This is a genomic window from Cytobacillus firmus NBRC 15306, assembly GCF_001591465.1.
Classification (GTDB): domain Bacteria; phylum Bacillota; class Bacilli; order Bacillales; family Cytobacillaceae; genus Cytobacillus; species Cytobacillus firmus.
Window position 1 is genome coordinate 36491 of the sequence record NZ_BCUY01000006.1, and the last position, 21927, is coordinate 58417.

General features: G+C 43.5%; 23 protein-coding genes and 1 pseudogene. 20 read left to right on the forward strand and 4 right to left on the reverse strand.

Annotated elements, in window-relative coordinates:
* Positions 1-22 precede the first annotated feature (22 nt).
* The 13 genes from BFI01S_RS03070 to BFI01S_RS03125 all read left to right on the forward strand — a co-directional run bounded on the left by BFI01S_RS03070 (position 23) and on the right by BFI01S_RS03125 (position 11809).
* On the forward strand, positions 23-859 hold the full coding sequence (locus BFI01S_RS03070) for a class I SAM-dependent methyltransferase (RefSeq protein WP_061791283.1): 837 nt from the start codon (positions 23-25) through the stop codon (positions 857-859).
* Positions 856-1896: a FecCD family ABC transporter permease gene (locus BFI01S_RS03075; RefSeq protein WP_061791284.1), complete on the forward strand. Its 1041-nt coding sequence runs from the start codon at positions 856-858 to the stop codon at positions 1894-1896. The genes BFI01S_RS03070 and BFI01S_RS03075 overlap by 4 nt, the downstream gene beginning before the upstream one ends.
* 2 nt (positions 1897-1898) lie before the next feature.
* Complete coding sequence (locus BFI01S_RS03080; RefSeq protein ID WP_061791285.1) at positions 1899-2663, forward strand: ABC transporter ATP-binding protein; 765 nt, start codon at positions 1899-1901, stop codon at positions 2661-2663.
* Between the two features lie 23 nt (positions 2664-2686).
* The gene (locus BFI01S_RS03085) at positions 2687-3667 is read left to right on the forward strand and encodes an ABC transporter substrate-binding protein (RefSeq protein ID WP_061791345.1); all 981 of its coding nucleotides are present in this window, start codon (positions 2687-2689) and stop codon (positions 3665-3667) included.
* 252 nt (positions 3668-3919) lie between these two features.
* Positions 3920-5116, forward strand: a complete 1197-nt coding sequence (locus BFI01S_RS03090; protein ID WP_061791286.1) for a CbiX/SirB N-terminal domain-containing protein — start codon at positions 3920-3922, stop codon at positions 5114-5116.
* Between the two features lie 39 nt (positions 5117-5155).
* The gene (locus tag BFI01S_RS22845; protein WP_156478323.1) at positions 5156-5317 is read left to right on the forward strand and encodes a YvdQ family spore coat protein; all 162 of its coding nucleotides are present in this window, start codon (positions 5156-5158) and stop codon (positions 5315-5317) included.
* A 184-nt stretch (positions 5318-5501) separates the two neighbouring features.
* On the forward strand, positions 5502-5858 hold the full coding sequence (locus tag BFI01S_RS03095; RefSeq protein ID WP_061791287.1) for an Hpt domain-containing protein: 357 nt from the start codon (positions 5502-5504) through the stop codon (positions 5856-5858).
* Between the two features lie 47 nt (positions 5859-5905).
* Complete coding sequence (locus BFI01S_RS24540; RefSeq protein ID WP_082804451.1) at positions 5906-5989, forward strand: hypothetical protein; 84 nt, start codon at positions 5906-5908, stop codon at positions 5987-5989.
* A 645-nt stretch (positions 5990-6634) separates the two neighbouring features.
* On the forward strand, positions 6635-7498 hold the full coding sequence (locus BFI01S_RS03105; RefSeq protein ID WP_061791289.1) for a MurR/RpiR family transcriptional regulator: 864 nt from the start codon (positions 6635-6637) through the stop codon (positions 7496-7498).
* The gene (locus BFI01S_RS03110; protein WP_061791290.1) at positions 7495-8622 is read left to right on the forward strand and encodes a M20 peptidase aminoacylase family protein; all 1128 of its coding nucleotides are present in this window, start codon (positions 7495-7497) and stop codon (positions 8620-8622) included. Before BFI01S_RS03105 ends, BFI01S_RS03110 begins: the two co-directional genes overlap by 4 nt.
* A gap of 2 nt (positions 8623-8624) precedes the next feature.
* The gene (locus BFI01S_RS03115; protein WP_061791291.1) at positions 8625-9443 is read left to right on the forward strand and encodes a GNAT family N-acetyltransferase; all 819 of its coding nucleotides are present in this window, start codon (positions 8625-8627) and stop codon (positions 9441-9443) included.
* Positions 9444-9464: 21 nt separating this feature from the next.
* A complete protein-coding gene (gene menC, locus BFI01S_RS03120) occupies positions 9465-10631 on the forward strand; it encodes an o-succinylbenzoate synthase (protein WP_235831081.1) in 1167 nt (388 codons plus the stop codon).
* 92 nt (positions 10632-10723) lie between these two features.
* Entirely contained in the window at positions 10724-11809 is a 1086-nt protein-coding gene (locus BFI01S_RS03125) for a YkvI family membrane protein (RefSeq protein ID WP_061791292.1), read from the forward strand.
* An 81-nt stretch (positions 11810-11890) separates the two neighbouring features.
* On the opposite strand, the gene BFI01S_RS03130 is transcribed toward BFI01S_RS03125, so the two are convergent.
* The gene (locus tag BFI01S_RS03130; protein ID WP_082804452.1) at positions 11891-12382 is read right to left on the reverse strand and encodes a hypothetical protein; all 492 of its coding nucleotides are present in this window, start codon (positions 12380-12382) and stop codon (positions 11891-11893) included.
* A gap of 111 nt (positions 12383-12493) precedes the next feature.
* Positions 12494-12976: an aminotransferase-like domain-containing protein gene (locus tag BFI01S_RS03135; protein ID WP_061791294.1), complete on the reverse strand. Its 483-nt coding sequence runs from the start codon at positions 12974-12976 to the stop codon at positions 12494-12496.
* A 147-nt stretch (positions 12977-13123) separates the two neighbouring features.
* Here BFI01S_RS03135 and BFI01S_RS03140 point away from each other — a divergent pair, with 147 nt between their 5' ends.
* The gene (locus BFI01S_RS03140; protein ID WP_061791295.1) at positions 13124-13975 is read left to right on the forward strand and encodes a GNAT family N-acetyltransferase; all 852 of its coding nucleotides are present in this window, start codon (positions 13124-13126) and stop codon (positions 13973-13975) included.
* A gap of 232 nt (positions 13976-14207) precedes the next feature.
* Here BFI01S_RS03140 and BFI01S_RS03145 read toward each other — a convergent pair whose 3' ends face one another.
* Positions 14208-15077, reverse strand: a complete 870-nt coding sequence (locus tag BFI01S_RS03145; protein WP_061791296.1) for an EamA family transporter — start codon at positions 15075-15077, stop codon at positions 14208-14210.
* Positions 15078-15288: 211 nt separating this feature from the next.
* Positions 15289-15582, reverse strand: a complete 294-nt coding sequence (locus BFI01S_RS23740) for a phospholipase A2 family protein (protein WP_082804453.1) — start codon at positions 15580-15582, stop codon at positions 15289-15291.
* A gap of 196 nt (positions 15583-15778) precedes the next feature.
* Between BFI01S_RS23740 and ymaG the strand changes: the two genes are divergently transcribed.
* The 6 genes and pseudogenes from ymaG (at position 15779) to BFI01S_RS03180 (ending at position 21914) form a co-directional block, all read left to right on the forward strand.
* Positions 15779-16039, forward strand: coding sequence for an inner spore coat protein YmaG (gene ymaG / locus BFI01S_RS03155; RefSeq protein WP_386851660.1), 261 nt, complete (start codon positions 15779-15781; stop codon positions 16037-16039).
* A gap of 93 nt (positions 16040-16132) precedes the next feature.
* A complete protein-coding gene (locus BFI01S_RS03160) occupies positions 16133-16522 on the forward strand; it encodes a VOC family protein (RefSeq protein ID WP_061791299.1) in 390 nt (129 codons plus the stop codon).
* Positions 16523-16652: 130 nt separating this feature from the next.
* Positions 16653-17659, forward strand: a pseudogene (locus tag BFI01S_RS03165) (DUF3231 family protein).
* A gap of 250 nt (positions 17660-17909) precedes the next feature.
* Positions 17910-18563 (forward strand): DsbA family oxidoreductase, encoded by a 654-nt coding sequence (locus tag BFI01S_RS03170; protein WP_268875310.1) that lies wholly within the window; start codon positions 17910-17912, stop codon positions 18561-18563.
* 130 nt (positions 18564-18693) lie between these two features.
* The gene (locus BFI01S_RS03175; protein ID WP_061791301.1) at positions 18694-19596 is read left to right on the forward strand and encodes a cupin domain-containing protein; all 903 of its coding nucleotides are present in this window, start codon (positions 18694-18696) and stop codon (positions 19594-19596) included.
* Positions 19597-20000: 404 nt separating this feature from the next.
* Positions 20001-21914: a PTS mannitol transporter subunit IICBA gene (locus BFI01S_RS03180; protein ID WP_061791302.1), complete on the forward strand. Its 1914-nt coding sequence runs from the start codon at positions 20001-20003 to the stop codon at positions 21912-21914.
* The last annotated feature ends 13 nt before the right edge of the window (positions 21915-21927 follow it).

The following is a 21927-nucleotide window of genomic DNA, read 5'->3' on the forward strand; positions in this document are numbered from 1 at the left end:
TTGGAAATTGAGGAGAATTTCAATGATAAAAGAATCCCTTTTGCAATACGATTTTGAGAAGCTCTGGAAGGAAGGCATGCTGGATTGGCATGGCAGGATGCCGGAGCGAATGGTTGATGATGAGCTGGAGGAAGCCTTTTGGATGCAGTCCATGAAGAAAAAGAAATACAAGCAGACAGATGAGTATGCCAAAAGGATCTACGAAAAAATGAAGAAGCATATCCCGGAAGACTCAAGCTGTATTGAATTCGGTCCGGGATGGGGCAACTATACCTTTCCGCTCAGCCGGGATGTCAAAAGGTTAACGCTGGTGGATGGTTCAAAGAGTGTGCTCGCTTATTTAAAGCAGTACTTTGAAGAGGAGGCTCCTATCCAGTTTGTCCACAGTAAATGGGAAGAAGCACAATTGGAGCCGCATGATGTCGTGGTGGGGGTGAACTGCTTTTATCGAATGTATGAAATGAATGAAACGCTGAAGAAAATGAACAGGCTGGCAAAAAAGCGTGCCATTATCGGCTTAACGACCGGACCTATTCAGCCGCATTACGTCCTATTGGATGAGCAGTTTGGCTATGACATTAAATACCCGCGCCGGGATTATATCATGATCGTCAACATGCTGTACCAGTTAGGCATTTATGCAGATTGTGAAATGATAAAGCTTGAACGGGAGCATCGTTATGATACATGGCAGCAGTTAATTGATGCCGGGAGCAAGAAAATCTTATCTCCCCGGTTTGAACAAACACATGTGGGTGCCTCATTGGAACGATTTATTTCCAGAGAGGACGGCCAGTTTGTATACCGTTATCCTTTCCATGCGGCAATTATCAGCTGGGAGCCTGTGAAGCATATATGAGCAGGGCTCGGTTTACATTACTGATGGCTGCACTGGCCGCGGGGCTGCTTGCTTCCATGACTTTTGCCGTGATGGTTGGATCTGTGGACATTACCCCGCGCCTTATTTGGGAAGTGCTATTCTCCAAGCTGGGTATATTCATAGAAACAGAGGCTTCTAAGGCACAGACGGTTATTATTTGGAATATACGATTCCCCCGTATTGTACTTGCTGCCATAGTAGGTGCCGCACTGGCCATTTGCGGGGCAGCCATTCAGGCTTTAGTAAAGAATTCAATCGCAGATCCCTACATTTTGGGTGTATCTTCAGGTGCATCTGTCGGAGCGGCATCTGTCATTTTACTCGGTGCATTCAGTGTTCTGGGGGAGTATGCCATATCCCTTGCCGCATTTTTAGGGGCCATTTTTGCGGTCATGACCGTGTTTTTTTTAGCACGCGTCAATGGGCGCATGTCGGTCATTCGTCTGCTTTTGGCGGGGATTGCGGTTTCGATGGTGTTATCCGCCATTACCAATTTTATGCTGATGATGTCAAAGCACCAGGGCGGCATTCAAGCGGTCATGCATTGGATGCTCGGCAGTCTGGCGGGCGCGAAATGGTCCAATCTTGGCATCCCATTTTTTTCACTGCTGCTTGTTTTTATACTGCTGCTCATGAATTATCGGCAGCTTAATGCTTTATTGCTTGGTGAGGAAACGGCCGCGACACTTGGCGTGAATCTGGACCGGTTTCGAATGTTTATCATTCTCTTTGTATCCCTTCTGACCGGTGTGGTCGTCGCGGTCAGCGGAAGCATTGGCTTCGTCGGGCTGATTATTCCTCACATCGTGCGGATGCTGGCGGGTTCTAATTACAAACTGGTTCTCCCGATAAGCGCCCTGATCGGTGCCATTTTCTTAGTTTGGGCGGATATGGCGGCACGTATGGTGCTGGCGCCTGAAGAAATGCCAATCGGGATTATTACCGCTATTTGCGGAAGCCCATTTTTTATCTGGATGCTTAGGAGAAAGCGTTATTCTTTTGGGGACGGTGAATAAGGATGCTCCAGGTCAAAAATATGTCCTTTTCAGTGACGGACAAGCAAATCTTAAATAATATCACGTTTTCCGTAAAACAGGGAAAGTTCGTTGGGATCATTGGACCGAATGGAAGCGGAAAATCGACGATGCTAAAAATCATTTACCGTCATTTAAAACAAACGAGCGGTTTAGTGACGTTATATGAAAAAGATATTCTCGATCTCCCGCAGAAAAAGCTTGCTCAGGAGTTAGCTGCTGTCAGTCAGGAAACACCGGTACTCTTCGATTTTACGGTAAAAGATTTGGTCATGATGGGGCGGACGCCATATAAGAAATGGCTTGCAGCTGATAACCAGGAAGACTTTGCCATTGCCGAAGAAAGCATGGTGCTTGCAAATGTGCTTCACTTGGAAAACCGCACGTTTAACCAATTATCCGGCGGCGAGAAGAAACGGGTGATGCTCGCACGCGCCCTGGCACAGCAGGCAAACATATTAATTCTCGATGAACCGACCAATCATCTGGATATTGAACATCAATATCAATTAATGGATTTGGTAAAGGATCTGCCGATCACGATTGTGGCAGCCCTGCATGATTTAAACCTGGCAGCCGGGTATTGTGATGAGCTGCTGGTCATGAACGATGGAGCTATATATAGGGAGGGAACACCTGAGCAAGTCCTGACAGAAGAGACATTGAAGGAAGTCTTCCATATGCAGGCCGGTGTTTCGAAAAATCCATTTACCAAAAAACTTCATCTATTTTTTCACACAAACTATTAACGTGAATTGAGGGACCTATGAACATGAAAAGCAGCAGAATTTGGGCTTTCCTGGTTTTAGCGGCAGCATTATTATTAGCCGCATGCTCAGCAGAAGAAGCAAATACAGCACAGGTGAAAAGTGATCAAGCGGAGCAAACGGAGAAAGTGGTTATTGAAAATGAAGGCTTTGTGAATGAATACAAAGAAGCGCCAAAGCGTGCGATTTCATTGAATCAGCATGTGACCGAAATCATGCTGGCACTTGGTTTAGAAGATTCCATGGCTGGCACTGCATTCTTGGATAACGAGATTTATGAGCCATTACAGGAGGCGTACGACAAAGTTCCAGTACTGGCAGAACAATATCCATCAAAGGAGCAAGTCATTTCGGAAGAAGCAGACTTTCTATACGGCGGCTGGGAAAGTGCATTCAATGAGAAAAACATTGCAGCACGTGAAGAACTAAAGGAATTAGGCATTAACAGCTACTTACAATCTTCATCTGTTAAAGTGGCACCCACCCTGGAAGATGTCTATAGTGACATCCGCAATATCGCGAAAATTTTCCGGGTGGAAGAACGCGGTGAAAAACTAATTAACCAAATGAATCAAGAAATTGAAGCCATTACATCACAATTGCCCGAAGTAAAAGAGCCATTGGATGTGCTGGTTTACGACAGCGGCGAAACAGACGTGTTCACGGCCACACAAAACTTCATGAATACACTTGTCACAATGGCAGGCGGGCGAAATGTCTTTGGAGATGTAAAAGGAAACTGGGCCACCGTCTCAAAAGAAGATGCAGTAGAACGCCAGCCTGATGTCATAGCAGTAATAGATTATGGATCAACAACTGCGCAACAAAAAATAGAATTCCTAAAAAAGGACCCGGCCTTAAGCCAGACACCAGCCGTACAAAACGAACGCTTTGTCATCCTGCCGCTGTCGGCAGCTTCTGAAGGGGTTCGTGTTGGGGAAGCGCTTGAAGTTTTGACCAAGGGTTTTTATCCGGAGGCTTTTTAACATTTGGGTGTTTATGAGAAATTTGTTGCTTTTGAACGGTTATTTAAATATATCCGCTGAGTTGAGTGGAGCGGAGGGCACTTGACTCCAGTGGGAGCAGCGGGACAGGTGAGACCCCACAGGCGAAGCCGAGGAGGCTCACCGCACGCCCCACGGAAAGCAAGTGCCCGCAGCGGAAAGCAACGGGCTTAATACTAAGCCTAAACAAGATTTCAATAAAGAGTATCAAAATTAATAGAAGGAGGTCACCTAATGACAACCTGGAACCTAACACAAATGCAGCGCCACCTGCTAATATGCAACGGCGCCACCTGCATGAGTGCAGGCGCAGAAGAAGTCACAACGCAAATACGCGATGAAATCCGGAAAAACCGGTTAGACGAGCATATTCACACATCCCGTACACGCTGCAACGGCCGCTGCAAAGACAAATGCGTCGTCATTGATTATCCAAAAGGAACCTGGTATTCAGTCCAGCAGGAAGAAACAGCCCGCAGCATCGTTCATGAAGCAGTGAAAGAAGAGTCGATCATCTATTCAATGAAACACGGCGAACGCAAACGCAATGAAAATCGCATTAAAGGAATTGATAAATACAAAAAAGGAAAAGGGCCAATGAAAAAAGCTGTCTTATTTGTCGGGCATGGCAGCAGGAAGGAGGCAGGGAATAACGAAGTCCGCCGATTCATCGATCAAATGAGAAACGACATTGACCCAGCCCTTCTGGTAGAAACCTGCTTCTTGGAATTTGCATCCCCAAATATTGAAGATGGCATTCAGCTTTGTGCTGAAAAAGGGGCAGATGAAATCCATGTCATTCCTATCATCTTATTGCATGCCGGACACTCCAAGCTGCACATACCGGCAGAAATTGAACATGCCAAAGAGCACTTCCCTGATATTCAGTTTACCTATGGACAGACGATAGGAGTTCATGAGGAAGTTCTTGAAATATTAAAAACAAGACTTGCTGAAACCGGTTTTGATGTAAATCAAACGCATGAAGATACAGCTATTTTATTAATCGGACGAGGCGGCAGCGATCCCTATGCCAATGCAGATTTTTATAAGATAAGCAGATTGCTGTGGGAAAAGTTAAATGTGTCAGCCGTTGAATGTGCCTTCATGGGGGTCACAATGCCAACCGTCAAAGATGGTATGGACCGCTGCATTAAACTGGGCGCCAAACGAATCATCATGCTGCCCTATTTCTTATTTACCGGTATTTTAATGGAAAGAATGAACAAAATGGCCGAACAGTTTAAAGAAACTTATCCTCATATTGCCATTGATATTGCTGAATACTTCGGCTACCATCCAAAGCTGAGATCCGTCCTGCTGGAGCGAATGAACCAGGCTCTCGATGGCACTTCAACAGGAATGCAGGACCTGGAAAATTTCCGTAAGTATGCGGAAGAACATGGCTATGAACATCATCACCATCATTAAAATGAATAATTCCTATATGATTATTATTCCGGCTGCCAATTGGCAGCCTTTTTCTCTGTCCGTAATGATGCAGGCAATATGTGGGCTGAATTCTTTTTAGAATGGACAATGTTCGGAGCTACTTTAAAAACACTCATGAGGAAGCGCGGATGGCTGAAGGTGCCGCCGTATTACTACGCTCCAGGTGCTCCAAAAATGTAAAAACCCAATGCTATTCTTGCTGTTCATAATGAAGAGGAGGACATATCCAGGTTTGATAGTCTATTATTAATGCTATAGACTAAGGATATGGAAGATTTTTGTTATTTTATGTTTTAGTAGTCTTATTTAAAGATAGAAAAAGTACTTTTGATGACTAGCAACTTTTATAAATGAGGTGTAGGTAATGGAGCTGAAAAAATATAAAGTTCTATTATTTGAGAAAATAAAAACGCAGATCACAGACTGGTTTGAAAATAATCTGTCTGAGAATATAAAAAAAGAAGAGGTATACAGGTTCCTGCATTCCATAAAGGGCACTGCTGGAACACTGCAGCTCACCGGGCTCCATCAGCTGGCCGATAGTCTGACCTTGGATATTGAAGGTATGAATGAAAAAGAGGATTGGGATAAGGAGGCTTTGCGAAATTATCTTTTCGATTTAATTGAGATGAGCTATGAGTACGAGCATTTCGAAAGCTCTTTAAAGCAGCAGGCTCCGATAAGAGTGGAAAATGCCCCTCTTGTTCAGCTGATGAATTAACCCGAGTATATAATAGAAGGTTTTTTGAAGACACTTTAGCCGTATTTATGAATGAATTATCCAGAAATCATCGGACCTTTTCACTGGCAATACTCGATCTTGATTTTTTCAAAAATATTAATGATACATAAGGCCATCCGGCAAACCACAACAGTGACGAATGTCCTGCTGCCAGATCCGGTTAGCCTGACAGCTTTTGTATATATTACAGGAACGACTATGCTCTTGCAGCAAAATTAAAATACTGGTTCCCGCCAGAAAGGGGTATGATGTAAGGAAAATACAAATTACGCTCGGTGAAGGCCAAAACCTCATTCTCAATGTTCAATTGGGGTCCATCATCCCGCTGCCACCGCCATCGCTGCTTTCAGCGGAATCCATTTCAGTTCTAAGAATGGGACAGGGGGACAGGTTCATCGTCCCGATTGGGACAATGAACCTGTCCCTTTGTCCCACCCCCCCTAAATAAAAACATTGTAGATGGCTCACCTCATGCCCTTACCGGCCCTTTTTAATCGGAAGGAATGGAAAGAGCAGTATATTGAAATAGAAATTAAGATTGAAGCAGATGTGAATGCTGTTCAATCGGGAATTATAGAATGATCATGTATATCATAAAGAAATTGGCATCCGATAAGGGTGTCATTTTTAATTATAAAATTTTCAGAATTATTGTTGTTTTCCGAAGAAATATATGATAGTTTAATTAAAACGAAGCACAGACTTCAAAAATTTAAATAATACAGCTTAAACTTCATATTTTAAGGTGATCCTAAATGATATTAAAAGAAACCATAGAAAAAGAGTTTAATAACCTCTCCAAAGGGCAGCAGAAGGCCGCTAAGTATTTACTGGATCACCCTAAGGATTTTGCTGTGAAGTCAGCAGGTGAGATTGGCAAGAGAATCGGGGTAAGCGAAACGACAGTCATCCGATTCTGCTATTCGATTCAGCTTTCCGGCTATTCGGAGTTGCAGAAGATGGTAAGGGAACAGTTGTTGAAGGCGAATAGCACACTGGGACAGTATTTTACGAGCAAGGTGGAACTGGCGGAAAAGCCGGAGTTCCTTGCAGGTGTAATGGAGAAGGATTGTCTCCATATAAGGGAAACGATTGAAAATATAAGTCAGGATGATTTCGATGTTTTAGTGGAACGTTTGATCAAAACGAAAAAAGTCTATGTTACAGGATTGCGGTCTTCCTTTGCGGCAGCAAGCTGGCTTTCTTTTACCCTTGGTGTAGTCAGGGGAAATGCGAAGCTGATCCGGCCGGATACAGATGATCTGCTTTTGACGGTCACAGAAATGGATAAAGATGCGACGTTCATTGCTATTTCATTCGACCGTTATATGAAGGATACGATCAAATTGGCGGAATTGGCGAAAAAACAGGGAGCATTTGTGATTGGCATAACTGATTCAGCGATCGCGCCTATTAAAGAGCATGCCGACTTGCTTTTTCAAATCCATTCATCGGAAAAATCGACGATTGATGCAGCGCCAGCACTCTTTTCCTTTCTGAATGCGGTGATTGCGGGTGTGTCGATTAAAGATTGTGACCGATTTCAAACAAGAAAAGAACAATATGAAAAGCTGGACAGTGAACATTTTTTTATACAGCCGGGAGGGAAGATGGATTGAAGGCAATTATTGAAGAGATTAAACCAGCATTGGATCAGGTTTTTAATCATTTGCACGAAAACCCGGAAGTGAGCTGGAGGGAATTTGAGACCACCGAGTACTTGCAAAAATTCCTGGAATACCGGGGATTCCGGGTTCAGCTGTTTGGGGATTGCACTGGTTTGGTTGTTGAAGTGGGGGGAGGGAGTCCATGTGTCGCCCTGAGAGCGGATATGGACGCACTATGGCAGGAAGTGGACGGGAAGTTTCAGGCTAATCATTCCTGCGGCCATGATGCCCACATGACAATGGGAGTTGGAGCCATGCTGCTGCTTCAAAAGGCAGGCTTCCCAAAAAAAGGCAAGCTGAAATTCATCTTCCAGCCGGCTGAAGAAAAAGGCACTGGTGCCCTGAAAATGATTGAGCATGGCGTGCTGGATGACGTGGATTACCTGTACGGTGTACACCTTAGGCCAATCCAGGAAATAAGAGATGGAGAAGCTTCTGCAGCCATTTACCATGGTGCTGCAAGGTTTCTGACCGGGGAAATTATCGGGGAAGATGCCCATGGCGCCCGGCCGCATCTTGGCCAGAATGCCATCGAAATCGGCGCTTCTTTTATTCATGAAATCAAAAATATTCATTTGGATCCCATGGTCCCCTATACGGCTAAGATGACCAAGTTTCATGCCGGCAGTGACTCAGGCAATATCATTCCGGGAAAAGCTTCCTTCAGTTTAGACCTGCGAGCTCAAACAAATGAAGTGATAAACGCACTGTCTGAAAAAATTGAAACGATCACGGAGTATTTATCCAAGCTCTACGGAGTCAAAATTACACTGGAGACGAAAGCGAATGTGGCAGCAGCTGAAGTAGATGAAGAAGCACAGCATTTTCTGGAGAAGGCCATAATTGATGTACTGGGAGCGGGCCAATTACGGGAGCCAATTGTGACTTCGGGCGGGGAAGACTTTCATTTTTATACCCTCAAAAAGCCGAATATTAAGGCCGCGATGCTAGGATTGGGCTGTGATTTACAGCCGGGGCTTCATCATCCGGACATGACGTTTAATCGGGAAGCCATTTACTCAGGAGTGGAAATTTTGGCCAGGGCGGTAATGGCCACTTTGGAAAAGGAGGAGTGAAGATGGCTGCTGTAACAATTGATTTGCGGGTATTAAAGACAGCATCCGATATGAATCTTATTCAAAAGCTGGAGGAGACAATCTGGAACATGGCTCCCCTGCCGGTTCATCAAACCATTACAGCTGCCCAGAACGGCGGGCTTCTCCTCGGGGCATTTATAGAAGAAGAACTGGTGGGATTCAGCTACGGATTTCCCGGTTTCAACAAAGGAAAAGGGTATTTATGCTCTCATATGCTGGGCATTCACCCCGACCACCAGGATAAGGGGCTTGGCGCATTATTAAAGCAGGAGCAAAAGGAACTGGCAGCTGAGATGGGATATGATCTGATCACCTGGACGTTTGATCCGCTTGAAAGCCGGAATGCCTATTTAAATCTCAATAAACTGAATGCGGTTTGTTCCACTTATGTGGAGAATTGCTATGGAGATATGGATGATAATTTGAATCATGGACTGCCGACAGACCGGTTAAAGGTGGAATGGTGGATTACCAGTTCACATGTGGAGGAGCGATTGAGTATTGAAGCAGCTTCTGCAGAGAATCCGTTTGACTGGGGAGTATCAGAGGACAACTTACCTGTTTTATTAAATACAGAATGGGATGCTTCTGGCGGACCTGTGTTTGTTCCGATACCGGCAAACTTTCAAGCTATTAAAAATCAAAATTTCGAGCTTGCAATGGACTGGCGCTTCAAAACGAGAGGGATTTTTCAGGCGTTATTTTCAAAAGGGTACGCCATGGCGGGTTTTGTAAAAGGTACAGAGGGACCGGTACACTACTATGTATTGGTTCAAAGAAACGAGCTTAAACTCAACTGACAGGAAAAGGCGGGAATGAATATGAAAGTGACAGAAGTCGTATTGCGGCATATGAAAATGAGAATGAAAGCTCCATTTACAACAAGCTTCGGGACGTTTCAGGATAAAGAATTTCTTTTGCTGGAAGCGAAGGATGAGAATGGTGTGAGCGGCTGGGGAGAATCAGTTGCCTTTCATTCACCATGGTATAACGAAGAAACACTGAAAACGAACTGGCATATGCTTGAAGATTTCATCATTCCGAATCTATTAAACAAAGATATGGAACACCCTGATGAAGTGTCGGAAACCCTCTCTTACATACGGAAAAACAATATGGCAAAATCGGCATTTGAAGGGGCCGTTTGGGACTTATATGCCAAGCAGAAGGGAATTCCGCTTGCGACGGCGCTTGGCGGAACAGCGAATGAGATTGAAGTTGGGATCAGCATCGGGATTCAGAATCGTGTTGAGGACTTGCTGAACCTCATTGGTGAATATGTAGAGGATGGCTATAAGCGTATTAAAGTGAAAATCAAGCCGGGCTGGGATGTTGAGGTCATGAGAGAAGTGAGAAAGCATTTTCCGGATATCGCGCTTATGGCGGATGCAAACTCAGCCTACACACTTGATGATATTGAACTGTTAAAACAGCTGGATGAATTTGATTTAATGATGATCGAGCAGCCGCTGGCTTCTGATGATATTATTGACCATGCTGTCCTTCAGAGAGAACTTAAAACACCGGTCTGTCTCGATGAAAGCATCCATTCCTATGAGGATGCGCGCAAGGCGATTGAACTTGGAAGCTGCAAAATTATTAATATCAAAATCGGCCGTGTCGGGGGCTTGACAGAATCCAAAAAAATTCATGACCTCTGCCAGGAACGCGGCATCCCGGTGTGGTGCGGAGGCATGCTGGAATCCGGCATCGGAAGGGCGCACAATATTGCCTTAACCACACTTTCCAATTTTGTTATGCCAGGGGACACTGCCGCATCATCCCGCTATTGGGAGAAGGATCTGATTGACCCTGAAGTAACTGTTGAAAATGGAATGATCAAGGTTCCAGAAAAATCCGGCATCGGGTATGTACCAAATTATGAAACTATTAGGGAGTTTACTGTTTTTGAAAAGAAATTTGCATTGGGAGAGAAGAAGGGACATGCAGCCCTCATTGGCGGGAATAGTGCCACTCAAATCAAATAAAAAGTACAAATGACGCTCAAAGAGAGAGGATTCTCTCTTTCTCTTTTAAAGAAAGTTGTCGAAAAATTCAAATATTAAAAAGGGGAATCAGTTTGAAAAAGAGTATTCAGATTGCCGGGGCCTTTATTGGGGTCATTGTCGGAGCAGGCTTTGCTTCGGGGCAGGAGATTTTGCAGTTTTTCACGGGCTTTGGCTGGCTGGGGATAGCCGGAGGCGTGCTGGCGACTTTTTTCTTTCCTTTTCTTGGCATGAATTTAACGCAGCTGGGAAGCCGTCTGCAGACAGATTCCCATAAAGATGTGATTTACCATATTTGCGGAAAGTATCTTGGAATGGCTGTAGATTTTATCATTACATTCTTCCTTTTTGGGGTGGCCGTCGTCATGCTTGCCGGATCGGGATCGATCTTCGAAGAGCAATTTGGAATCCCAAGCATGGCCGGCAATATTATTATGGCTGTGTTAACGATCCTGACAGTATGTCTGAACATCCAAAAAGTCATTTCAATTATCAGCCTGGTTACGCCATTTCTGCTCCTCATGGTGGTTATCATTAGCGTCTATGCTCTAAGCACGATGGGGCTGGATTTCCCGGAAGTTCAGAAATTGGCGGAAAGCCAAACGCCTGCTGCTTCCAACTGGTTTATGGGCGGATTACTGTATGTTTCTTACAATATTGCGGCTGGTGCAGCGATGCTTGCTGTCATGGGCGGCACAACGAAGAATGAAAAGCAGGCTGGCTTGGGCGGAATCTTGGGCGGTGTTGGTCTGGGTGTGCTAATTTTACTGATCAATGTAGCCATGCTGGTCAAAATGGACGTGGTGGAGGGATCTCCAATGCCGATCCTTGCACTTGCAAATGAAATTTCACCGGCATTTGGACTGTTAATGTTTGTTGTCCTGCTTGGCATGATTTACAACACAGCTGTTGGGATGCTGTATGCCTTCACTGCTAGGATCGTGAAAAGAGAGAATCCTAAATTCAATGTCTTTGTTGTATTATTCGGAGCTGCCGCTTTTGGCGCAAGTTTCATCGGCTTCATCACTTTGGTCGGAACGGTTTATCCATTAATGGGGTACTTAGGATTTACATTGATTGCGGCTATTGTGTTTGCTTGGGTTAGAGGGAAGAGGAAGGCTGTTGGGAGTATTGCTAATGGAGTTGCTTTTAAACAGTAGAAACCTAGAAAGCTCAGTTCTGCTGAGCTTTCTATAACCTCTTTAAATTTCGTCATACTTGCCTGACTGGTATCCAATTCCTTAATAAAGATTGTAACCGCCATTCTCCGGTCCGCTTCCAGCAGAAGGAAAAGATACACCCATCGTACGCAAAGCTTCTTTAGCTTGAGATAGGTAATTTTCTGCCTGGTCTTGCCATCTGATGATCAAACTTATAAACGCCTTATACTCTGGACCTGCATTTTCCTCCATCGTTTTTAGTCCTTCCCGCACCTTTTTATCCTGATTTTCCGCATTCACGATGCAAGCCGCCATAGTGTCGATAATCGATTGCCGCTGTTCTCCATTTACTAGTCTATGTGCACATCCAACAGCGGTCACGCGGTGATACGAAGCCGGAACCAGGTGGTTGTGCATCTCTGCATTTCCTTTTAAATCTTTGGTCTCGGGAATATGAAATAGTTCAGAACTCATGGAACAAACCATTTCCTCAGCATATAAGCTTTGCTGCAGCAGTGTTAATATATCTCCCCAGCCAGTTGCCCGATAATATGGATAATAATAAGGATTCAATCGAACCATCTCCTTTTATGGATATTGGAACCCCATCCTTATAGATATGATTGTTAATCGGGTGTCATGTCATCATTGGAAGTGGCGTTAGTCCATATTTAAACGCATCTTTCAGATATATGAATTGACTAACGTACAAATCCCTTCCCCGATCTTTTTCACCCCAACTGGAATTTTCCTGTCATCCACCTGTGACACACATAACCGGATACGGTTTTCATGCCTGTATTCAGGGAGGTACATACCTGTTGCATCCTGAACCAATACATTCTTCTTTTGGAGATATTCCACAAGTTGTTTTGCAAGAACTTTAGAAAAACTTTTTGTATAAATGACTCTGCCGCTGGGATCATAGGCAAACATGGGGTCTGCTTTTTTCCTGTTATCAAGGTCTCCCATATAATCATCCTCGATTATGCAGACATCATATTTCTGAGCGAGCTCGACAATGTGCTTTTTCTCCTGATTGGAGTAGCTGCAGTCTGTCGGGTTCTGGAATCGGGAGACTGTGTAGAAAAACTTAACGCTTCGTTCTCTGATTAGTTGAGATAGAAGGGGTTGCTGCCTTACCCCAAAACGCCAAATAATCCGCATAACGAAAGAAATGGACCCTCCAGGAATAGCATTCGGGGTCCATTTTTTTTTAGCTCTTCTTTAGAACTTTAAGCAGGAAGGATTTTGTATAAAGGGTATTTAATACTTATTAGGGTGAAAAAACAAAAGATTTAGAGGGAGAAGCGAATGAAAGTTAAAATAGCAGAATTAAATCAATATGATATTCCTGGCCTAATAGATTTATCGGCATCGGTTGGATGGGATTATGATGAATATGAAGTAAGAACACTTTTGGAATCCGGGAGAGTTTTCGGTCATAAGAATGCTGCAGGGAGAATTGTATCCAGTTCAGCTATAATTCCTTATGACACTAAACTGGCGTCGATTGGCATGGTTATTGTCCATGAAGAATTCAGGGGATTAGGGCTGGCAATGGAAGCAGTCCAGAAGTGTGCTGAAAGTATTAATGGGGATATGTCGCTAATGCTCATTGCAACGAAAGAAGGAAAGTCCCTTTATGAAAAAATGGGCTTCAAAACAGTGGATTTTATAAGCAAATTTCTTTGTGATGATTTCATCCCTGTACATTTACAGGATCATGATGGAGTTTTTATAGAAGACTTTAATCAGTCTGATTTTGCTAAGCTTGTTAATTTGGACGGGGCTGCCTTTGGGGATAAGCGAAGCGTTTTTCTCCGCAATCGAATCAGCCAGTCCAAACAATGCCTTGTTGTTAAAAATAATAATGGAGAGATCATTGGATATGGATTATCCATACAGGGGCCAGTCAATTTAATACTTGGACCCATTGCAGCTCCAGATTTAGATACAGCTGCCTTAATTGTAGAAAAATTGGCTTTACATCATAAAGGGAAGCTGCGAATTGATGTTCCAGTAGGAAGAAAGGATTTTATGCCCTATCTGGAGCGAAGCGGTTTTGTTAAAACAAACACTCCTCCAGTCATGATGAAAAATTCTGCAGCTATGCCGCAGAGGAACAATACCTTATATGCTATTGCTTCGCAGGCTTTTGGATAGAGGAATGTTAAGATGGGCTATACGCAAATAAATAGTTTTATCCGCAAGTAAAATAGGGCTTTGCGCAAATAAAATATTTTATCCGAAAGTAAATTTGGTCTATCAGCAAGTAAATAATACTAGCACATAAATATAGTTTCTGAAATGGGCTGCTGGAAGCCCAATCTCCATTGAAACGGCTCAAATTGAGGATTTAAGCCGTCTTTCTTATGTAATTTTCTTTAATTAATGCCTAGAATATCAGCAAAGCCGTCCCGATTGTAATCAAAATGGCGCCTGCAATTGTGTTCATTGCCGGCTTCTCTTTTAAAATAATGAAACTTAAAATCATAGTCAGCACCACACTGAATTTATCAATGGGGTTCACGACACTAACCTTGCCGATGGCTAGAGCACCGAAATAGCACAGCCAGGATAATCCGGTTGCGGCTCCAGAGAGGAAAAGAAATAAATAGGACTTTTTCGAAATGCTTTTAAGCTCCTTAACAGTCCCCTGGAATAATACGATGCCCCAGGCGAAAATGATGATCACCACAGTCCGGATAAAGGTAGCCACATTGGAGTCGACGTCTTCAATTCCGATTTTCGCTAGAATATTGGTGGCTGCAGCAAATACAGCGGACAGGACTGCCAGAAAAATATATGACTTTGTATTAAATACTTTCTTTTTGCGGGCCTTTTTCCTGTCTCGGCCAATTAAGACAAAGGTTCCAATGGAAATAACGATTCCGCCTGAAACAACCAAAGCGGTAGCGGGTTCCCTGAGAATAATAAATGATAAGAGGATCGTTAAGACGACGCTGGACTTATCGATGGGAACTACTTTCGATACATCTCCGATCTGGATGGCTTTAAAAAAGCAGATCCATGATAAGCCGGTTGTCAGGCCTGATAGAATGAGAAATATGTAAGATTTTACCGAAATAGTCAAGATGCTTTCCGTTTCGCCAGTGATAAGGACCATAAAATAGGCCATGATGACTACCACAATCGTCCGTACTGCGGTAGCCAGATTGGAATCAACCTTTTCAATGCCAATTTTCGCAAGGATGGCGGTGAAGGATGCAAATAATGCGGCCAACAGGGCTAAAATTATGCTCATAGAGTGATCTCCACTTCTGCAATTTGATATATACATTATTTTACTGAAGTGTATTTAGATTATTCTATGTTCCTTTAGCAGTTTGGTAAAGAAAGGAGGAAGAAAATGGATCATATTAATAAAATAATTCAGATAACACATCCTGAGTTTGATCGAAGTCATTTTATTAAGCAATAGAGCTGTGAATAAAAAAAGCGGCTGGCGCCGCTTTTTAGTACAGTCTTCTTCTCCGAAACCTGCAGCAGGTAAAATCAGTTTGAATCTTCATGTAAATATAAATGATCGCCGCAATGGTTCCTTCTTCGCCATGCATGTTTGTTTTTGGCTTCAGGCATCTGAGAAATTCCCGGTCACAGCTGCATTTGGATCTTCCGCTTGCCCAGCATTTATCGTGTGCTCTGCAGCAATCATCCACTCCATTGATTGGGGCGCCTGGCCCGCTGCATCCGGGACCGCACCATCGGTATCCGGGAAAAAGGCAAGGAATCTGTTTTCTTCTACTCACTAGTATCCCTCTTTTTTATATCAATTAATTTATATGATATGGCAGAATCATAATAGAGGTGTGGTTACTTATCTATTAAATGAAGATTGTTTTCGGATTAAGGGCAGGGGCCCATACCCCATAGGCAACTGACGCATATCCTTTACTGTAGACAAATACAGAGGAGGAGTTCCGTTTGGATTATCAATACCAGCACATGCCGGTGACACAGGAGTTTGTTCCGCACAATGGCATGTATTTCACTGACCATCGAGTTCGACCCGGCTTTGGAATTGGAAGAAGACCCGGCTTTGGTTTTGGCCGGCCGGGATTCGGGTTTGGAGGACCAGGCTTTGGTCTGGGGCTTGGATTTTTAGGAGGGCTTGCGACAGGAGCATTGCTGGCACCAGGACCCGGCTTTGGATATCCTTATTATCCATACCCGCCATATCCGTATCCGCCATATTACTATTATTAAGGGAAGAGAGCTTTGTCCTTGGGCAGGGCTCTTTTTTAATTGAATTAATTTTCAGAATTATTTAATATAAGATAATGAAATGAGTGGAAGAACATGATTAAACAAGTCGGACAAATTATGCTATACGTTAACAATCAGGATGAAGCAGTGAATTTTTGGACTGAAAAAGCCGGATTTCATGTATTGGCCGAAGAAGATAATGGCCAGGGGATGAGATGGATCGAAGTGTCTCCATCAAAGGAGGCGGAGACGAGTATTATTCTGGACAATAAGAAATGGGTAGCGAAGTTGTCGCCGGGATTAAGTCTGGGCACCCCTTCATTAATGTTTTTTACTGAAGATCTTGAAAGACTTTATAGCGACTTTTCAAACAAAGGCATTACGGTTGGAGAAATTGTAGATATGCCCTCAGGCCGGGTTTTTAACTTTGCGGATGGAGAAGAAAATTACTTTATGGAAGCCCGGCATCAAAATGTGAGCTGACAAGTCTATGTAATGCTCGATCAACTGCCGCGATATCGGCTTTCACTCAAATTTTTCACTTTCTCTCCATCACAGTTGTTTTTCTTTCAGCTTTTGGAAATGCTAAAAGAAAAAGGAGGGACATGTAGTCATGAATGATAGTCAGAACAATGCATTAACTGCTGCTGAAATAGCGCAGTTATGGACGGGATATTTGAACAGCAGCATGTGTCACTGTATTTTCTCGTATTTTTCAAATACAGTGGAAGACCAGAAACTACAGTCCATGCTTCAGGAAGGTCTTCAATTAACTGAAAAACATATACAAAAGCTGACAAGCTTTTTTGAAAATGAAGGGCTATCTGTGCCTTATGGATTCAAAGTTAAAGAAGATGTTCACTTGACTGCTCCAAAATTATTTTCAGAGAATTTTTCTCTGCACTTCATTTATAATATGGCCATGTTTGCAGTAAACTTTTATGCGCTGTCAAAAACACTCTCGGTGCGTTCTGATATTGTGGAATACTTTAACACTTGTTTGTTGGAGGTTAATGAGTATGAAACAAAATTAAAACAAATGCTGGTGGATAAAGGCTTGTATATGAGATCTCCCCATGTCATCCCGGTAAAAGAAACCAGCTTTGTCGAAAGCAAAAAATTCATGGGCGGATTGTTCGGCGATAAAAGGCCGCTAAATGTGATTGAAATTACAAATATATATATCAATTTGAAAAGAAATGCCTTGGGAAAAACCATAATGGTTGGATTTAGCCAAGTTGCCCAATCAAAGGAAGTCGGACAATTTATGACAAGGGGGGGGATATAGCAGCAAAACATACAAAAGTATTTTCGGAGCTCCTTGAAGAAAGTTATTTGCCTGTTAGCATGTCCTGGGATATGGAAGTAACTGACTCCACTTCTCCACCTTTTTCAGAAAAATTAATGATGTTTATGACCACCTCGCTTATTGCCCTGAGTGCAGGAATCTATGCAACAAGTGCTGCTTCGAGTGCACGAAAAGATATTTCGCTTAATTTCATTCGCTTGTCTGCTGAAATCGCTAATTATGCTGAAGATGGTGCAAACATTCTGATTAAAAATGGCTGGTTCGAGGAGCCGCCCCATCCGGCAGACCATGATGAACTGGCGAATAGATGAGAGTTGAGAGGAAGAATGTTTAAAAAGGCGGCTGCCCAAGAGAAACGGTCGTTATTCGGGCTCAATAACGCCCAAGCCCGCCATCACTAGCACGGTAAGCATCCCAATCCTAAATCTGCTGACTCTGGCTCTGAGCTTTTTCCGTGTAAAAAAAAATCCCCCCAACTATACTAAAGAAGAAAATACTGTATGGGAGGAATCAGGTATGCATATTGAAATGTGGACTGACTTCGCTTGACCGTTTTGCTATATTGGCAAAAGGCATCTGGAGGATGCCATTAAACAGATTAATCATCCAATTGACGTGACATATCGGTGCTTTGAGCTGGACCCGACGGCAGAGCGGGATATTCAGGATAACATGTATGAAAAATTGGCGAAGAAATATGGGATGACGATTGAGCAGGCGAAAGCCAACACGCAAAACATGGTGCGGATGGCGAGAAACGCCGGGCTTGAATTCAACATTGATACCATCGTTCTTACTAATACGTTTGACGCACACCGTCTGACGATGTTTGCCAAAACAAAAGGGTTAATGAAAGAAATGACAGAACGGCTGCTGCGTGCTTACTTTACAGATTCCATGCATATCGGAGATCCTGCGACGTTAGCCCAATTAGCAGAAGAAGTTGGCCTGAACCGGGAAGAAGCTGAACAAATGCTTGCAGGCAATGCGTTTGCAGATGAAGTCCGTGCAGACGAGCAATTGGCACAGCAGTACCGCATTACAGGGGTACCATTCTTTCTTATTAATAAGAAGTACGCACTGAATGGAGCAAAGCCCATTGAGATGATCGTTCAAGCGCTGCAGAAGATTATTGCAGAGGACGAGATAACGGTTCTAAATGACAGCGACAGTATGATCTGTGATGATGACGGCTGTGAAATTCCCAAAAAATAATTTGTTTAAAGAACCAGTTAAACAAGGCTGGTTCTTTTTGCGTACATAAGCCCAACTTAATAAAACAACGTACCTTATTTTTTTATAGGCATATGATGTGATGATAATTCTATGAAGGGAATGACTAGTATTGTATCATCCTAATGCGTATTCCTATCCTTACCACCCACAGCCTCATTCACCTGTGTATCATACTGACGAAATGTTAAGAAGCAATCAGGATCATTTTCACCAGCTTTGTGAAACGGTTCTTGAAGGAGTCAAAAGGGAGGCATCTGTACTTGAGTTATACACTCAGCTGGCAGAGCATGCTCCAAATGAAGAGCACAAGCAGAACATTATTCAGGCAATCGAAGGTAAGAAAATCTATTTAAACCATTTTTGCAACCTTTATTACAATTTAACAGGGAAACAGCCCGAATATCAGATCGGCCATGTTGCCATTGATCATTACCGCGATGGATTGCGCATGGCATATCAAATCGAAATGGAAGGTTTCGAGGAGAACCAAAGGGGTTCCGTCCTTACTCAGCTTCCACAGGTTCAAAATGTATTCTTATGGGCAATGAGCGGCGAACAGGAAAATGCCGCGCGATTAGTCTCACTTAATAACCGGGTGACCGATTTCGGTCCGCAGCCATTTGTCGTGGATATTGAGGAAGCAACGAAGAAAAATAACAACTTCCGGACAGCCCTATGGACTGGAAAGCATTTGCAGCTGACATTAATGAGCATCAATGTTGGCGAGGATATTGGCCTTGAGGTTCATCCGGAACTCGATCAATTCCTGAGACTTGAAGATGGTGAAGGAATGGTTTATATGGGGGACAGTCCTGACCGGCTGGATTTTCAGCGGAAAGTAGCGGATGATTTTGCGATTTTCATTCCTGCAGGCAAATATCATAATCTGATTAATACAGGCAATAAACCACTTAAGCTTTATTCCATTTATGCGCCGCCGCAGCATCCGTTTGGAACCGTGCATAAAACAAAGGCAGATGCCATGGCTGCCGAGGAAGAACATCATCAGTAAAATTGAAAAGGAAAAGTCCAGTCGCGGCTTTTCCTTATTTTTTATGAAAAATAGAATAAATTAACCATGTTATGGGCACTAATCGAAGTATTACGATTTTTTAGGATGCCCGCAAAATTAAACTCCTTACTTTTTTCATCATGCTTCCTTCTCCATTCTCTTATTCATTAACCCTATTATGACAAGCAATAATCCGATTGCCAGAAAGGCCAGGTCTAATAATCACGGTGCCTTAATGGCAGGGGGACAACCGGTTGGGCAACTGCGGAATAAGAAGGAAGATTAGGAGAAACCATAGTTTTGTCATGTGCCGTGCGACAAAATTGAGTTTCTCCTTTGTTGAGTCGGGCGGTCATGTACTTTACCATTAGTAATAAAGTACTTATTTGAAAGGATGAGTGTATATGGCTCAATCTAATCTAAAAGTTGCTGTACAGAAGTTCGGTAACTTCCTGAGCTCCATGGTGATGCCGAATATCTCAGCTTTTATTGCATGGGGTCTGATTACAGCTTTATTTATACCTACTGGTTTCATTCCAAATGAAAGCCTTGCCAAAATGGTAGGGCCAATGGTGACATACTTGCTTCCATTGTTAATCGGTTACACCGGAGGTAAGCTTGTTCATGATCAGCGCGGTGCCGTTGTTGGTGCCATCGCGACAATGGGGGTAATTGCCGGGGCAGAAATTCCAATGTTTCTTGGCGCCATGGTAATTGGTCCTCTTGGCGGCTATGTGATTAAGAAATTTGATCAATTGGTTGAAGGCCGAGTGCGTGCAGGCTTTGAAATGCTCGTGAACAACTTCTCAGCAGGGATTCTTGGTGCCATTCTGGCCATCCTTGCGTTCCTCGGTATAGGACCTGCAGTTGATGAATTCACAAGCTGGCTTGTAACAGGTGTGGACTGGCTGATCAGCACAGGGCTGCTTCCGCTGACAAGCATCCTGATTGAACCGGCAAAGGTATTATTCCTGAACAATGCCATCAACCACGGCGTTCTGTCGCCAATCGGCGTTGAGCAGGTAAAAGAAACAGGACAATCCATCTTGTTCCTGCTTGAAGCGAACCCCGGACCTGGTCTTGGTGTTTTGCTTGCTTACATGTTCTTTGGAAAAGGCAATGCAAAGAAATCTGCTCCAGGTGCCGGAATCATTCACTTTTTCGGCGGGATTCATGAAATTTACTTCCCGTACATTTTAATGCGCCCTATGCTCATTATTGCGGTTATCCTTGGCGGAATGAGCGGTGTGTTCACACTGGTTCTTTTAGGCGGCGGATTGTTCGCTCCTTCATCACCGGGAAGCATCATTGCGATTACTGCAGTTACACCACATCATGCAAGTGCGTATATTGCGAATTTCGCAGCTGTGCTTGTGGCTGCTGCTGTATCATTCTTCGTGTCTGCCTTTATTATGAAAACAGGCAAGCAGGGTGAAGATGACATTGAAGAAGCGTCGAAAAAGATGCAGGAAATGAAAGGCAAGAAAAGCTCTGTTTCAAGTGTATTTGAAGGCGGAAATGCTTCAATGCCTGATAACGTCTCAAAAATCTATTTTGCCTGTGATGCGGGCATGGGCTCAAGTGCAATGGGGGCATCACTGCTGCGCAAAAAGGTGAAGGAAGCAGGCATGGACATTGCTGTTACAAATACAGCGATCTCCAATCTTCCTGGAGATGCCGGGATCGTCATTACACAGGAAGAGCTGACACCAAGGGCACGCCAGAAAGTGCCGAATGCCTTCCATGTATCAGTTGATAACTTCCTATCAAGTCCGGAGTATGACAAATTGATTGACGCACTGCAGTTCCCGGCTAACTCGGAGCTGCACGAAATCGTTGAAGATGCAGAGGAAAATGTTCCTGATGCAACGGATAAGGAAATGGCGCATGAAGACGATTTATTGCGTCCGGAAAATATATTCCTGAATAAAGAGTTTGCGGATAAGGATGAAGCAATCCGCTTTGCCGGAAGAGTGCTTGTAGATGCAGGCTATGTGGAAGAAAGCTATATTGAAGCAATGATTGAACGTGATAACATCACTTCCACATATATGGGGAATGATGTAGCGATCCCTCATGGAACGGAAGAGGCGAAAAAGGCTGTCATTAAATCCGGCTTTACTGTTATCCAGGTGCCAAATGGCGTAGATTTTGATGGCCAAAAGGTTCGTCTGATCTTCGGAATTGCAGGAAAAGACGGCACACATCTTGAAATCTTATCAGGCATAGCAGTAACATGTTCTGATATGGATAATATCGAGAAGCTGGCTTCTGCCCAATCTGTTCAGACCATCATGGATATTATCGGCAAGAAATAAACCTTAGGATTAG